General features: G+C 52.8%; 12 protein-coding genes. 8 read left to right on the top strand and 4 right to left on the bottom strand.

Annotation, left to right across the window (positions count from 1 at the left end; genetic code table 11):
- Window positions 1–179: 179 nt before the first annotated feature.
- From dnaK to Q9J79_RS02195, 3 genes are all read left to right on the top strand, one after another.
- Complete coding sequence (gene dnaK, locus Q9J79_RS02205; RefSeq protein WP_301912426.1) at window positions 180–2108, top strand: molecular chaperone DnaK; 1929 nt, start codon at window positions 180–182, stop codon at window positions 2106–2108.
- 367 nt (window positions 2109–2475) lie between these two features.
- Window positions 2476–4395 (top strand): TonB-dependent receptor, encoded by a 1920-nt coding sequence (locus Q9J79_RS02200; protein WP_301912425.1) that lies wholly within the window; start codon window positions 2476–2478, stop codon window positions 4393–4395.
- A gap of 57 nt (window positions 4396–4452) precedes the next feature.
- Window positions 4453–5430, top strand: coding sequence for an ABC transporter substrate-binding protein (locus tag Q9J79_RS02195; RefSeq protein WP_301912424.1), 978 nt, complete (start codon window positions 4453–4455; stop codon window positions 5428–5430).
- Window positions 5431–5548: 118 nt separating this feature from the next.
- Here the strand turns inward: Q9J79_RS02195 and Q9J79_RS02190 are convergent, their stop codons facing one another.
- Window positions 5549–6049, bottom strand: coding sequence for an SRPBCC family protein (locus Q9J79_RS02190; RefSeq protein ID WP_301912423.1), 501 nt, complete (start codon window positions 6047–6049; stop codon window positions 5549–5551).
- Between the two features lie 122 nt (window positions 6050–6171).
- Here Q9J79_RS02190 and Q9J79_RS02185 point away from each other — a divergent pair, with 122 nt between their 5' ends.
- From Q9J79_RS02185 to Q9J79_RS02170, 4 genes are all read left to right on the top strand, one after another.
- Window positions 6172–7071, top strand: a complete 900-nt coding sequence (locus Q9J79_RS02185) for a LysR family transcriptional regulator (RefSeq protein ID WP_301912422.1) — start codon at window positions 6172–6174, stop codon at window positions 7069–7071.
- 188 nt (window positions 7072–7259) lie between these two features.
- On the top strand, window positions 7260–8057 hold the full coding sequence (locus tag Q9J79_RS02180) for an ABC transporter permease (RefSeq protein WP_301912421.1): 798 nt from the start codon (window positions 7260–7262) through the stop codon (window positions 8055–8057).
- On the top strand, window positions 8057–8749 hold the full coding sequence (locus Q9J79_RS02175; protein ID WP_301912511.1) for an ATP-binding cassette domain-containing protein: 693 nt from the start codon (window positions 8057–8059) through the stop codon (window positions 8747–8749). Before Q9J79_RS02180 ends, Q9J79_RS02175 begins: the two co-directional genes overlap by 1 nt.
- Window positions 8742–9839: an NnrS family protein gene (locus Q9J79_RS02170; protein WP_301912420.1), complete on the top strand. Its 1098-nt coding sequence runs from the start codon at window positions 8742–8744 to the stop codon at window positions 9837–9839. Before Q9J79_RS02175 ends, Q9J79_RS02170 begins: the two co-directional genes overlap by 8 nt.
- A gap of 46 nt (window positions 9840–9885) precedes the next feature.
- Here the strand turns inward: Q9J79_RS02170 and Q9J79_RS02165 are convergent, their stop codons facing one another.
- On the bottom strand, window positions 9886–12075 hold the full coding sequence (locus Q9J79_RS02165) for a primosomal protein N' (RefSeq protein WP_301912419.1): 2190 nt from the start codon (window positions 12073–12075) through the stop codon (window positions 9886–9888).
- 45 nt (window positions 12076–12120) lie between these two features.
- Window positions 12121–12786, bottom strand: a complete 666-nt coding sequence (locus tag Q9J79_RS02160; RefSeq protein ID WP_308446935.1) for a hypothetical protein — start codon at window positions 12784–12786, stop codon at window positions 12121–12123.
- 256 nt (window positions 12787–13042) lie between these two features.
- Between Q9J79_RS02160 and Q9J79_RS02155 the strand changes: the two genes are divergently transcribed.
- The gene (locus tag Q9J79_RS02155; protein ID WP_301912417.1) at window positions 13043–13834 is read left to right on the top strand and encodes a DsbC family protein; all 792 of its coding nucleotides are present in this window, start codon (window positions 13043–13045) and stop codon (window positions 13832–13834) included.
- A 101-nt stretch (window positions 13835–13935) separates the two neighbouring features.
- On the opposite strand, the gene Q9J79_RS02150 is transcribed toward Q9J79_RS02155, so the two are convergent.
- Window positions 13936–15870: a MacB family efflux pump subunit gene (locus Q9J79_RS02150; RefSeq protein WP_301912416.1), complete on the bottom strand. Its 1935-nt coding sequence runs from the start codon at window positions 15868–15870 to the stop codon at window positions 13936–13938.
- Between the last annotated feature and the right edge of the window lie 15 nt (window positions 15871–15885).

The following is a 15885-nucleotide window of genomic DNA, read 5'->3' as shown; positions in this document are numbered from 1 at the left end:
TGAATGCATTGGAGCCAAATGTATTAAATCAAATATAAAACCAATATATTCATAAAGTTATATAATTATAACCATGCTGTAGCTTGAAACAGCCCGCCGCCCGCCCTATTTACAGCCCATCGGGACAAAATGTTCCAACATATTTCTCAAAATAAGCAAAATCAAATAGGAGTATCCACATGGCAAAAGTAATCGGTATTGACTTAGGTACAACCAACTCTTGTTTGGCCATTTCCGAAAACGGTCAAACCAAAGTTATCGAAAACGCAGAAGGCGCACGCACCACGCCGTCCGTTATCGCTTATTTGGATGGTGGCGAAATCCTCGTTGGCGCGCCTGCCAAACGCCAAGCCGTAACCAACGCTAAAAACACTATTTACGCCGCCAAACGTTTGATTGGTCACAAATTTGAAGACAAAGAAGTCCAACGCGACATCGAATCCATGCCTTTTGAAATCATCAAAGCCAACAACGGCGACGCATGGGTAAAAGCACAAGGCAAAGAGCTGTCTCCTCCTCAAATTTCCGCAGAAGTCCTGCGTAAAATGAAAGAAGCCGCCGAAGCTTACTTGGGCGAAAAAGTAACCGAAGCCGTGATTACCGTCCCTGCCTACTTCAACGACAGCCAACGTCAAGCCACCAAAGACGCAGGCCGCATCGCCGGTTTGGACGTAAAACGCATCATCAACGAGCCGACCGCTGCAGCTTTGGCATTCGGTATGGACAAAGGCGACAACAAAGACCGCAAAGTAGCCGTATATGACTTGGGCGGCGGTACTTTCGATATCTCCATCATCGAAATCGCCAACCTTGACGGCGACAAACAATTTGAAGTTTTGGCAACCAACGGCGACACCTTCTTAGGCGGTGAAGACTTCGACCAACGCTTGATCGACCACATCATCGCCGAGTTCAAAAAAGAACAAGGCATTGATTTGAAACAAGACGTGATGGCATTGCAACGCCTGAAAGAAGCTGCCGAAAAAGCCAAAATCGAATTGTCCAGCGGCCAGCAAACCGAAATCAACCTGCCGTACATCACCATGGACGCAACCGGTCCGAAACACTTGGCGATGAAAATTACCCGCGCCAAATTCGAGAGCCTGGTTGAAGACCTGATTGCCCGCTCTATCGAGCCTTGCCGCACCGCATTGAAAGATGCCGGCTTGAGCACCGGCGACATCGACGACGTGATTTTGGTCGGCGGTCAGTCCCGTATGCCGAAAGTACAAGAAGCTGTTAAAGACTTCTTCGGCAAAGAACCGCGCAAAGACGTGAACCCTGACGAAGCCGTTGCCGTAGGCGCAGCGATCCAAGGTGAAGTATTGAGCGGCGGCCGCAGCGACGTATTGCTGCTGGACGTAACCCCTCTGTCTTTGGGTATCGAAACCATGGGCGGCGTGATGACCAAGCTGATTCAGAAGAACACCACCATCCCGACCAAAGCGTCGCAAGTGTTCTCTACCGCCGAAGACAACCAAAGCACAGTAACCATCCACGTACTGCAAGGCGAACGCGAACGCGCTTCTGCCAACAAATCTTTGGGTCAGTTCAACTTGGGCGACATCGCACCCGCACCGCGCGGTATGCCGCAAATCGAAGTAACCTTCGACATCGACGCCAACGGTATCCTGCACGTTTCCGCCAAAGACAAAGGCACTGGCAAAGCAGCCAACATCACCATCCAAGGTTCTTCAGGTTTGAGCGAAGAAGAAATCGAACGCATGGTGAAAGATGCCGAAGCCAATGCCGAGGAAGATAAAAAACTGACTGAATTGGTCGCTTCCCGCAACCAAGCCGAAGCCCTGATTCACTCCGTGAAAAAATCTTTGGCGGACTACGGCGACAAACTTGACGCAGCCGAGAAAGAAAAAATCGAAGCCGCGCTGAAAGAAGCCGAAGAAGCCGTGAAAGGCGACGACAAAGCAGCTATCGATGCCAAAGCTGAAGCTTTGGGTGCAGCCAGCCAAAAACTGGGTGAAATGGTTTACGCTCAAGCGCAAGCTGAAGCCCAAGCAGGTGAAAGTGCACAAGCCAATGCTTCTGCAAAGAAAGACGATGATGTCGTAGATGCTGACTTTGAAGAAGTTAAAGACGACAAAAAATAATTGATGCCGTCTGAAAAAAGCGCGAACCGTTTGGTTCGCGCTTTTTTAGGCTGTGTTTTAATATAGTGCCGACAGGCATACTCGGCTTCAAGGTATTTAATAGGATAGGTTTCTACCCAACCGGGAAAATAATTTTCTTTTCCCTGACAAGTAGTTGTAATCAACGGATTATTAAAATACAGCCTTTTTTTATCAGCCGCCGCAAAAACGACAGTATGGCAACAGTTCCAAATCAATCTGCCGCAACGCTCCAAAAATCAAGTTTCGACCGATGTATCACGCTCTAGGCGTTTTCATATCATTTTCTTGTTTACTTAAATTTTTTTTAATAGGATAATAAATAATAATTATTATTATGAGCTAAAAAATGAAACTAAATACTCTCACATGGGCTTTGATGACCGTTTTTTCCGTTGCTCCATCTTGGGCAGAACAACTGGCAAATACTGAAGAAATACAATCCGTCAAAACCTTCTCCCCTCCCAAACCGATTGCACCGACCGCAGCGCAAGGCTATTTCCCCGAAAACCAATTCGACCGCACCGACCGCAGCGATTATTACTTTGTTACTGAAAACATAGACCAAGCCTTCCGTCCGCTGAAGGCAAACAGCGGTTTTTACGGCAAAAGCTTTTACAACTCCATTACCGCACAAGCACGTGGGGCGAAGGTATACGGCGTAGCCAACCTCAATCACACCAAGGCAAACGGCTACAAAGATGGCGGTGGGCACGACACCGATTGGAAATACAGCCGCTTCAATCAGGCTTTGGTACTCGGTTTCGTGCCATCTGAAAATCAGGAATACCGCCTCACCTACCTGCACGACGACATCAACAACGACCGCCAGCCGCAGTTCGTCAACGACGCATTGGACACCGAACGCCACATCGCCAAACTCAACGCGCGTTGGGGCAATGCCGATTTGAGCAATACGGTCAACGCAGAAGCTGGTGTCATCAAACTCAAACGCCATGCCGACAATTACTCCCTGCGTCAAAACAATACGCAGCAGAAAGTGTTCGTAGAGCTTGACCGCAAAGTGTATGATTTCTCGCTCAAACACGATGCGGATTTCGGCAAGTTCCACAACAACGCCGCCGTCAGCTACCGCAACGACAGCCAAAACGGCGAGCGCAATGCCCACACCGCCATGCGCGATTTCCTCAACGGCTACCGTTTCGCCGATGTACACATCGACCGCTGGCGCATTGCCGATACCCTGTCTTACAAGTTTGACGACCGACACAAACTGGGCTTGGGCTTAAGCTACGAAATCAACGAAGCGGACGTTCGCAAAAATACGGCGCAACCCGCCCATCCGATGAACCGCAACCTTGCCTTTGCCTCGGCGCAGCAAATCTGGAAAACCCATTACGGCTACGACTTCAACGGCAAAGTGCGCCGTCATGCCTTCTCAGGCGAACTCAAATACGATTTCACGCCGTCTGAAACGCAAAAATACAGCGTTTCCCTTGCTCACTTAGAACGAATCGGCGACAACACCGAACGCTTCAACTCACTTGCCGCCATCGTGCAAAACCGCATGAACGGCGCGCTGATGAACCCAAACCCAACCGCTGCCATCGCAGGCAATCCCCTGCTGAAAACCGAAAAACACAACCGCATCAAGCTCACCGCCGACAGCCGCAACGACTACTACAACGGCTACATGAACTCTCTGGCAGGCGCGGGCTGGAACGTGGGCGGCACGCTTGTGGCGGACAAAGTCAAAGACCTGATTATTTTTGACCGAGCACACGGACAAAGCGGCACAGCTTCCAAAGGCGGCGGTATCATCACACGCAACGTGGACGCGCGATTGTTTACCGCACAGGCCTACGCGCGTTACAACTTCAATCCGCACTGGGCGGCAGGCATCAAAGCCACCTACAACTACGGGTACAACGAAACCGACGGCAGGCCGCTCTATCAAATCCGTCCGTTTGAAGCCGCCGTCCAAGCCGACTACAAAAACTACTTTGCCCACGGCAGCTACAATATCGGCGCGGCAACACGCTTTGTCGCCAAACAAACGCGCGGCGATTTTGATATGGCAAGCGGTCTGGGCATAGATAAACGCGAAGCTGCCAAAGGCTTTACCGTTGCCGACGTGTATGCCGGCATGAACATCAAAGACAAATACGGCTTGCGCTTGGGCGTGAACAACGTGTTCAACAAAAAATACGCCGAACACATCAGCGGCGACCACGTCCTAGCTCTATCCCCCAGTGTCGTGTATGCACCGGGCAGGACATATTGGTTGAGTTTGCATGCGGCTTTTTAAAATCAGGCCGTCTGAAAGAATGCCTACACTGGCTTATTAAGAATTAGGAGATAAAAAATGGACATGAAAAGACGTGATTTCTTAAAAATGACCGCCGCGCTGGCAGCCGCAGGCGTTTCGCCTTCATTGTTGGCAGCAGGTAAAGAGCAATTTACCGTATACGGCGCACCGGCAATGCCCAGCGTAACCATTGCCGTAGCGGCGTTGCAAGGCAAGCTGGCGAAACAGGCGGATGTGTCGCTAAAAATTTGGCGTTCACCCGACCAGCTGCGTGCAGGCGTAGCGAGCGGACAATTTAAAGTCATGATGAGTCCGAGCAATGTCGGCGTAAACCTGCGCAACCAAGGGCAGAAAGTCGGCATGGTGAATATTTTAACCAACGGCATCACGCAGCTGATGTGCAAAGGCAGCGCGATTACCTCGCCGCAGGATTTGGTCGGCAAGAAAATCCTTGTGCCGTTTAAAAACGATATGCCCGACATCGTGCTTCAAGCTTTGTTGAAAAAACTAAAAATCGACGCACACAAAGTCGGCATCACTTACACCGCCACGCCGCCCGAAGCAGTCGGACTGTTTTTAAGCAAGGACTACCACGCCGCCATCCTGCCCGAACCGATGGCAACCGCCAGCCTGCTTAAAGGCAAAACCATGGGCATAAACGTCGTGCGCGGCTTTGATTTAGTGAAAGCATGGGGGCAGGCATTTGATACCAAACCGCTGATTCCGATGGCAGGCATCATCGCCAACGAAGAATATTTCCACGCACACAAAGCGCAGTTCGACATCTTCCATCAGGATTTGAAAAACGCACTCAACTGGATACTGGCTAACCGCCAAAGCGCGGCGAAAATCGGCAAAAACTACCTCCCCGCCCCCGAACCCGCCCTAGTCATGGGCTTGGACGGCGCGCGACTGACGGTAACTAAAGGCAGCGAAGTGAAGAACGAGATTTTGAAGTTTTACGAAATCCTGATGCAGTTCAACCCGAAAATTTTGGGCGGCAAGCTGCCGGATAACGGGTTCTTCTTGGCTTAAAGGGAAAGAGGCCGTCTGAAAGTGTAGAATAGTTGTAAATATTCAATCTTCTATTTTTCAGACGGCCTATCAGGACATTATCAGCAGTTCTCAAACTGTATTGAAGGCAGACAATCGTTTATTTTGCGGCGGCAACCATGCTGTCCAGCCATTCCTGATGGCCGTTAATCATCGGATTGGGTTTGGCTTTGGCCAACTCTTTTGCCGGTTCGACATTCTGCGTTTCCTGCGTCAAAATCCGCACACGGCCTCCGTCCAATTCTTCCAGCAGCCAAGCGTGGTGCACGTCCAAACGTGTTTCGCCTTCGCCCGCCCAACCATGCCAGGCAATACGGCCTGCCTGTCCGTTTTTCGGCTCCACCAGTTCCACCACTTCGGCATCGACAGAGAAACCGAAAGTTTCAAAGTAAAACCGTTCGCCTTGTTCCAAATATGTTTTACCGTAGCGGATATTGGCAGAATTGGCGTAATAGGTCGGCCATTTGTGCGGATTAACAAGCAGTTCCCATGCTTCTGCCAAAAGAATGCCTTTTACGATGACTTCGTTGGAACAGAAATTGTCGGTTTCACCGGGGATGTAACCTTGCGGAAAAATGATGGCAGATTGGGTGTGACTCATAGTTATGTCCTTTCTCAACAAGAAATATATCGGATGGCAGCATTATCGGATTAGGAGTATTATTTGTCTAATCGATAGTTTGAATATAAGATATTCTTGATGCAAATATCTTAGGAATAAAGATGCAAGAACTGCGCCGTTTGGATTTGAACTTGTTGAAAGCCCTGTCCGTACTTTTGGACGAACAGAACGTCAGCCGAGCTGCCGAAAAAATGGCATTAAGCCAGTCAGCAATGAGCGCGATTTTGGCGAAGCTGCGCGACAGTTTTACAGACCCGTTGTTTGTCCGCACCCAATACGGACTGTCGCCAACGGAGAGGGCAAAATCGCTGCACCAACCGTTAAAACAAATACTTGCCGACATCAATGCGCTGTGGCAACCGCCGGATTTTGACCCCTTGCATGCAGAACTGACGGTAAGAATCGGCTTGACGGATTACGGCATGCACGCTGTGGGCTTGCCGTTTTTGCGCCAAATCAGACCGCTTGCACCACGCATCAAGCTTGCCTTCCTGCCGATACATGCCGGCGACGTTTCGCAGCGGCTGAATAAGGGCGAGCTGGATTTCGCACTGATTACCCAAGGTGAAACCCTGCCCGACTTTCATACCAAGGCATTGTTTGAAGAACATTATCTGTGCTCCTTGCGGCAAGGGCATCCATTAAGTGGGGGTGTGGATTTGGAGGCATTTTGCCAAGCCGAACACGCAATGGTTTCCTACCACGGCGGGCAGTTTCACGGCTTGGTAGACGACGAACTTGCCAAATTGGGTAAAAAACGCCACGTTGCCGTGTCCGTCAGCAGCTTCCTCTCCCTGCCAAAATTATTAGCAAGCAGCAACCTGATTGCCACCGCGCCCGCACGCCTGCTGCAAAACCAGCCTGGATTATCCGTTTGCCAACCGCCGCTAGAAATCCCCACTTTTACCAAACTGCTCGCTTGGCACGAACGCACCCACCACAGCGCAGCATTCAAATGGTTTCGTGAGCAGATGGCGAAAGCGGTTAGACAAGAGAAATGAACCAGATTGGCTGACCATAGATGTAATCCAATCAAACTATGAAATACCAAATCAAGGTAGCCTGAAAACCACTATTTTGAGAAACCCAAACCGTTTCTTTGATTTACAATATTCACTATAACTCAATCAATTATTTTTTCAGACGGCCTTCCCTTTCCAAAACATAACAACAAACCAATATTCAAACCATGATTAAAACCGACAAAATCCGCAAACCGCAGCCTGCGCTGTTTTACATCATCGACTACCTTTGGAGCGGCTTTGCCGGTCTGGGCGTGGCGATGGTGGTGGTGGCGTTGTGGGAGTGGGGCAGTGCCGTGTTCGGCGGATTTATGCTGCCTGCGCCGGTCGAGGTGTTTCAAAAGTCGTTTGATTTATTGAAACATTTTCAGGAAAACGAAATCGGGATTTCGCTGTGGCGGTCGGTGGTGGGCATTTCGGTTGCTTTGATAGCGGGATTGGCGGCGGGGCTGGTGGCGGGCAGTTTTAAGACGGCGATGGCGTTGCTCAAGCCTGTGATTACGGTTTTGTTGGCGATGCCGCCGATTATTTGGGTGGTGATGGCTCTGTTTTGGTTCGGTTTCGGCAATCCGAGCGTGTTGTTTACCATCATTGTGTTGGTTGCACCGCTGACGTTTGCGAGTGCGGCAGTCGGGATGGCGAGCGTGAACAAGCAGCATGAGGAATTGTTTGATGCTTATAAATTAGGCCGTCTGAAAAAAATCCGCTATCTGTATATCCCGCATCTGACGGGCTATGTGATTTCCAGCATCGGCGTGGCGGTGGCGATGGGGGTGAAGGTGGTGATTATGGCGGAACTTTTGGGCGCGAGCGAAGGCGTGGGCGCGCGGATTGCGGACGCGAGGGCGATGCTGGAGACTTCGACGGTGATGGCTTATGTGGTGTTGGTCATCGTGTTTGTGTCACTGTTTGAATACCTGATTACCAAGCCTTTGGAAATTTTGTTTATGCCGTGGAGAAGATGATGCTCTGTCTTGAAAACGTGCGTTTTGAAATTCTCCGCGACCCCATCGTGCGCGATTTCAGTTTGAACCTGCAACATGGCGAAGTGAAAGCCTTGTTCGGGCCGAGCGGCTGCGGCAAGACGACGGTTTTGCGGCTGATTGCGGGCTTGGAAACGCCAAAATCGGGCACGATACGCAATACTTTCCGCAAAACGGGTTTTCTGTTTCAGGAAAACCGCCTGCCGGAAAACTTGACCGCGATGCAGAATATCGCCATTTTTATGGACAAACCCGATGAAGGCGAAATCATCGCACTGGCGGCGAAAGTCGGGCTGACTGCGGGCGATTTGAACAAATATCCGACCGAGTTGTCCGGCGGCATGGCGAAACGGGTGGCGTTTCTGCGCCTGCTGCTGTGCGGCTGCGACCTTGCCTTGCTGGACGAGCCGTTTGTCGGGTTGGACCGCGATTTGCGCGATATTTTAGCCGCCATGCTGGTGGAAAAAATCGAGCGGCAGGGCATGGCGTGTATGCTGGTCACGCACGACCGCTTTGAAGCCGCGCGCCTGAGCCATGAAATCATGCTGCTTTCCACTAAGGGCATGAACGTGCAAAACGTGATTACCCTGCCCACGCCACTGTCCGAACGCGATTCGGCTTTTGAAGAAGCAGTGGTGGCTAGGGAGTTTCAGGGGATTCATTATTATGAATAAATTTTTCACCCACCCTATGCGGCCGTTTTTCGTCGGTGCGGCGGTGCTTGCCATACTCGGCGCGTCGGTGTTTTTCATCAGTCCGTCTGCCGTCGTCCTGCACCGCCAAATTTTCTTGGAACTTATGCTGCCGGCGGCATACGGCGGTTTTTTGACTGCCGCTTTGTTGGATTGGACGGGTTTTTCGGGCAACCTGAAACCTGCCGCTACTTTGATGGCGGTGTTGTTGCTTGTTGCGGCTGTTTTATTGCCGTTCTTACCGCAACTTGCCGCATTTTTCGTTGCCGCCTATTGGCTGGTGTTGCTGCTGTTCTGCACTTGGCTGATTTGGCTCGACCGCAACACCGACAACTTCGCCCTCTTAATGCTGCTCGCCGCGTTCACTATTTTTCAGACGGCATATGCCGTCAGCGGCGATTTGAACCTGTTGCGTGCGCAAGTACATCTGAACATGGCGGCGGTGATGTTTGTATCCGTGCGCGTCAGCATTCTTTTAGGCGCGGAAGCCCTCAAAGAATGCCGTCTGAAAGACCCCGTATTCATCCCCAACGCCGTTTATAAAAACATCGCCATCACCTTCCTGCTGCTGCACGCCGCCGCCGAACTTTGGCTGCCCGCGCAAACCGCCGGTTTTACCGCGCTCGCCGTCGGCTTCATCCTGCTTGCCAAGCTGCGTGAGCTTCACCATCACGAACTCCTGCGCAAACACTACGTCCGCACTTATTACCTGCTCCAACTCTTTGCCGCCGCAGGCTATTTGTGGACAGGCGCGGCGAAACTGCAAAATCTGCCCACCTCCACCCCATTACACCTGATTACCCTTGGCGGCATGATGGGCGGCGTGATGATGGTGTGGCTAACTGCCGGACTGTGGCATAGCGGCTTTACCAAACTCGACTACCCCAAGCTCTGCCGCATTGCCGTTCCCCTGCTCTTTATGGCCGCCGTTTCGCGCGCTGTTTTAATGAACGTGAACCCGATATTCTTCATCACCGTCCCCGCGATTCTGACCGCCGCCGTGTTCGTGCTTTACCTGCTGACGTTCGTACCGATTTTTCGGAAGAACGCGTTTACAGGCGACCCGGAATAAAAATGCCGTCTGAAACGGTTTTCAGACGGCATCGGATTGCCAATAATCAAGCCTCCTGCGGATCGACATCCACCGACCATCGGATTTTTCCGTCGCGGTTTTGCTGCAACACCTGCACCCACAAACTCACGGCGCGGTGCAAATCCTGTCGGGATGTTGATTCGAGGAAAACTTGCGCGCGTTCGCGTTCGGCAAGGCGCACCATCAGCATCGGGGCCGCGCCAAACTGGGAAACGCTTTCGGGCAACAGCGGGGCGAGGCTTGCTTTGGCGGCGTTGAGAAATTCCATCGCATCGGCAACGCGCGGCGCGTCGGCGCGGACGGCGGTCTGGAAACCGAAGGGCGGCATCGCGAACATTTGCCGCTCGTTCAATTCGTTTTCGGCAAACACGGCGTAATTTTGCGCTTTGACGGCGGCAAAAACGGGATGTTCGGGCAGCTGGGTCTGTATCAGCACCTTGCCGGGTTTGTCGGCGCGCCCCGCCCTGCCGGACACCTGCATCAGCTCGGCGAACAGCCTTTCCGGCGCGCGAAAGTCCGCGCTGTACAGGCTGCCGTCGGCGTTCAACACGATAACGAGGTTGAGCCGCGCGAAATCATGGCCTTTGGCGAGCATCTGCGTGCCGACCAGAATGTCGATTTCGTTGTCGGCGATGCGGCGGTACAAATCCGCCCAGTCGTTTTTGTGCGCGGTGCTGTCCCTGTCGACACGGACGACGGCGGCCTTTGGCAGGAAGGCGCGCAGGGTTTCTTCGACGCGCTGTGTGCCGTGGCCGACGGCGGTCAGGTCTTGGTTGCCGCAGTCGGGGCATTTGAACGGGATGGGTTCGCGGTGGTCGCAGTGGTGGCAGCGCAGTTGGCGGGCGCGTTGGTGCAGCACCATTTTGGCGGAGCAGTTCGGGCAACCGAAGGTATGACCGCAGTCGCCGCAAAACAGCGCGGGCGCAAAACCGCGCCGGTTGAGGTACACCAGCGACATGCCGCCTGCTTCGAAGTTCTGTTTCAAAAGCTGCAAAGCCTGCGGCGAGAAGCCGTTGTCGAGTTTCAGACGGCCTACGTTGAGTATCTCCACTTGCGGCAGTTGCGCGGCGGTATGGGCGCGTTCGGTCAGTTGCAGCAGGCGGTACGCGCCGCTTTGCGCCTTGTGCCAACTCTCCAAGCTGGGCGTGGCACTGCCCAACACGACGGGGCAGCCGCTCTGCTTCGCCCGCCACACCGCCAAATCGCGGGCGTGGTAGCGCAATTCGTTGTCTTGTTTGAACGAGCCGTCGTGTTCCTCATCGACCACAATCAGCCCGACATTATCCATCGGCGTGAACACCGCCAGCCGCGTGCCGATGACCAACTTCGCCTGCCCTAACATCGCGCGCAGATAATCCTGCGTGCGCCTGCCTGCCGCCATCTGGCTGTGCAACACGGCAGTCGGCACGTCGGCAAACCGGTTTTCCACCCGCTTCAAAAGCTGCGGCGTGAGGTTGATTTCTGGCAACAGAAACAACACCTGCCGCCCCTGCGCCAACACTTTCGCCATCGCATCGAAATACACTTCGGTCTTGCCGCTGCCGGTGATGCCGTACAGCAGAAACGGCTGAAAGCGTCCCAATGCCGTCTGAATCTCATCGGAAGCCTGTTGCTGGTCGGCGTTCAACACAAATTCAGAGTGCGAAGCCTGCCCGTAGCACGACCTTAAAACGGGTTTTGCCGCTTCCGCCGTTTCAATCCAACCTTGCTCCGCCCAATCCTCAATCAATTTCGCCGCCTGCGCGTTTACCTGCTTTAACCCCGCCATCGTCATCCCGCCCGAAAGCAGCGCGTTCCACAAAGCCGCTTTTTTGTTGAACCGCTCCGGCGGCGGCGTTTGCGCCATGCCCGCTTCGTTCAACGCATAAAACAACGGCGGCTGCGGCATTTCCACCGCGCGCGTTTCCTTCAAACCTTGCGGTAATGCGGCAAACACCGCCTGCCCGGTCGGATAGTGGTAATAACGCGACGTAAATGCCAACAAATCACGCCAGCTTTGAGGCAACGGCTTTTCTTCCACAAAGACCGTCTGAACGCTCAAAATCCGCGCCGTATCCATATCCGGCGCAATATCCGTTTCCCACACTATCCCGACCACGGTCTTGTTGCGGAAAGGCACAAGCACCCGCATTCCCTGCGGCAGCGGCTCGGAATGGGAATAAGTCAAAAGGCCGTCTGAAAGCGGCACGTTTACGGCAATACGGTGGTAGATCATAGCGTGGTCGGAAAAATGGTTTGAGACCGTCTGAAGAGACGAAAGTTATTTGCACAAATACAAACAGTCCTTATCTAAAGTAAAGCCGTAACCCTGTTTCCACAAATCGAAATAAGGACGGAGAAAATCGCTGTCGGGCTTGGTGCGGTAAAGCGGATATTGCAGATAGGCGGACAGGTAATAATCGCAATTTATAGAATAATAGGCTTCGTCCAACACTTGTTCGGGGCTGTTGTCATCTGTATTACTAATCCGCCATTCATCAAATGCTTCTCCAAACAAATCCCGAGTATCGTCAAACTCTTCCGCAGGCTCGCCAAAACGTATCTGTTTAATCGCTGCCAAGGCTGCAATCAGCTCTTCGTCTTCAACAAAGCGGGCAAATTCGCGCAACCCTTCCAACAAACGCTCACCCGTCTGTCTCACTTCTGCCTCATCTTGCGCAGGCGGGCAGAAATAGCCGGGAATATAGCCGCCGTCGAGGATTTCTTGGTTGTGTTCGGCAGTGTTTTGATACACAGGCATAATGCGCGCCAGCAATTCCTGTCCCTTTTCCAAAGGTTCAAACACCGCAGCCACGCCTTCTCCGTCGGGCATAAAACCTTGAAACAAACCGTAGAAATAATCTTCCCAGCCATTATATTTATCTGCTGCCTGCGGCTCTTCGCCCAGCAGCTTAAACAGATATTCAGCGTATTCTTGTTGGTTCATCATTTTTCTCAAAGTATCGGTAAAATCTTTCAGTTGCCCGCAGCAAATCTTTCAGACGACCTCAAGCGGCACTAAAGTCCGCCCAGCCATATGTTTACGGCGATGCGGTGGTAAATCATACAAACAAGCAAATCATTTTTTGCGTATTTTAACAGCCGGAAGCTATTTTCAGACGATAAATTGAGCCTCGGCGCAATGCAGGCGCAACAGAGGTTTGATACAATGCCCTCTTTTCCAACACGCGCAATCATCTGATATGAAAACCAAGTTAATCAAAATCTTAACCCCCTTTACCGTCCTCCCGCTGCTGGCCTGCGGGCAAACGCCCGTTTCCAACGCCAACGCCGAACCCGCCGTCAAAGCCGAGTCCGCCGCCCCCATACAAGGAAAAGTCGGCGAAGCCTTGAAAGCACGCCTCGAAAAAATTTACGAATCCCAAGACCTGAAAGTCATCAGCGTCAGCGAAACACCGGTCAGAGGCATTTACGAAGTCGTCATCAGCGGAAGGCAGATTATCTACACCGATGCAAACGCCGATTATCTATTTTCCGGCGAACTTCTTGACATCAACAACCGGAAAAACCTCACCGAACAACGTATGGCAGATTTGAACAAAATCGACTTCGCTTCCCTGCCTTTGGACAAAGCCATCAAAGAAGTACGCGGCAACGGCAAGCTGAAAGTCGCCGTCTTCTCCGACCCCGATTGTCCGTTCTGCAAACGCTTGGAACACGAGTTTGAAAAAATGACCGACGTGACGGTTTACAGCTTTATGATGCCCATTGCCGGCCTGCACCCCGATGCCGCACGCAAGGCGCAAATCTTATGGTGCCAGCCCGACCGCGCCAAAGTGTGGACGGAATGGATGCGTAAAGGCAAATTCCCTGCCGGCGGCGGCATCTGCGACAACCCCGTCGCGGAAACCACTTCCTTGGGCGAACAGTTCGGATTCAACGGCACGCCGACCCTCGTCTTCCCCAACGGGCGCACCCAAAGCGGTTACAGCCCGATGCCCCAACTGGAGGAAATCATCCGCAAAAATCAATAACCCATCCGCAAAACAAAAGGCTTGGAACCGTGTTCCAAGCCTTTTTCAAATGCCGTCTGAAGCCTGTCGCGGCAGCTTCAGACGGCATCTTTGTGCCAACCTCAATCCTGCGCCAATGCGTCTATCGGATTGAGTTTGGCTGCCTTATTGGCGGGCATAAAGCCGAACGCGATGCCGATTCCGGTCGAACAGGCGACCGCGCCGATGACGGACATGGCGGAAATGTCCATCGGGAAGTCGGTTACAAAATGATTGAACACGAGGCTGACGGCGGCGGACAAACCCACGCCCGCCAAACCGCCGATGACGCAGATTAACACCGCCTCAATCAAAAACTGCTGCAAAATATTGCCGCGCCGCGCGCCGATTGCCATCCGTATGCCGATTTCTTTGGTGCGCTCGGTAACGGACACCAGCATAATGTTCATTACGCCGATGCCGCCGACTACCAATGAAATCAGGGCAATGGAGGAAATCAGCAGCTTCATCGTGCCGGTGGTGCTTTCGACCATCTGCCTGATGCTGTCGCTGTTGTTCATAAAGAAATCTTCCGTGCCGTGCCGCGCTTTGAGCAGCTCGGTCAACCCTTTTTCGGCAACCTGGGTATTGGCATTGTCTTTGATTTTGACGGTGATGGAGTTGGTGTGGCTCTCGCCTGTGATTTGGTGCATCACTGTCGTATAGGGCGACCAAAGCATCAGCACGTCGGAATTGCCGAAAGCGTTTTCGTCTTTTTTCATCACGCCGATGACGGTCAAGGGGCGTTTCCTGAACAAAATGGTTTTACCCAACGGATCCGAGTCCGCAAAGAGTTTGTCTTTGACATTTTGGTCGATGACGACGACTTGCGCGTCTTCTTTCACATCGTTCTCATCAAACAGCCGCCCCGTTTCCAGCTTCAGCCCGCGCACGTCGAAATATTGTTCGCCCACGCCGTAAAGCGAGGCGGTCAGGTCGGTATTGCGGTAGGTCAGCGTGCCGCCGCTCGAAGTCATGGGCGTGGCGGAAGCAACGTAGCTTTGTTTGGCGATGATTTTTGCGTCGTCTATGGTCAGGGTTTTGATTTTGCCGCTGCGCCTGTCGCCGAAGCCGCGCCCGGGGAAGATGCTGATGGTGTTCGTCCCCATCGAACTGATGTCTTCAAGGATTTTTTTCTGCGAACCGTTGCCCAATGCAACGACGGAGACAACCGAAGCGATACCGATGATGATGCCGAGCATGGTCAGCAGCGAACGCATTTTGTGCGCCAATACTGCTTGCACCGACATTCTGAAGGCTTCGACAAACTGGTCGTAATAAAACGACCACGAGGCTTTTTCCTGAATCCTCCCGACCTTGCTTGTGGGGATTTCGGGATTTTTCGAGGTGTCGGAAATGATTTCGCCGTCCCGGATTTCGATGACGCGGTTGGCGTTGGCGGCGATGCCGGGGTCGTGCGTGACCATAATGACGGTATGCCCCGCTTCGTGCAGCCTGCGGATGATTTCCATCACGTTTTTGCCGCTGGCGGTATCGAGTGCGCCGGTCGGCTCGTCGGCGAAAATGATTTCGCCGCCGTTCATCAGGGCGCGGGCGATGGAGACGCGCTGCTGCTGTCCGCCCGAGAGTTCGCCGGGCTTGTTGCCCTCTTTGCTTGCCAAACCCAAATCCTGCAAGAGTTTGTCCGCCCGCGCGGAACGCTCTTTGCCGCCCATACCCATATACACGGCTGGCAGCGCGACGTTGTCCCTTGCGGTCAGCGAGCTTAAGAGGTTGTAGCGTTGGAAGATGAAACCGAAGCGTTCGCGGCGCAATGCCGCCAGTTCGTCAGGCTGCATTTTGGCAGTTTCGATGCCGTCGATTCGGTACGAACCGGAACCGGCGGTATCCAAACAGCCGAGTATGTTCATCAGCGTGGACTTGCCCGAACCAGACTGCCCGATGATGGCGACAAAATCGCCCTTCTCTATCGACAGGCTGATGTCTTTCAAAATATGGACGCGGTTCTCGCCGCTGCCGAAATAGCGGTTGATGTTTTTACATTCGATCAAGCTCATAATGTTCCGTCAATC

The sequence above is a fragment of the Neisseria viridiae genome, assembly GCF_962747995.1.
Classification (GTDB): domain Bacteria; phylum Pseudomonadota; class Gammaproteobacteria; order Burkholderiales; family Neisseriaceae; genus Neisseria; species Neisseria viridiae.
Note: the sequence above shows the minus strand (reverse complement) of the source record. Positions and strands in the feature narration are given on the sequence as shown.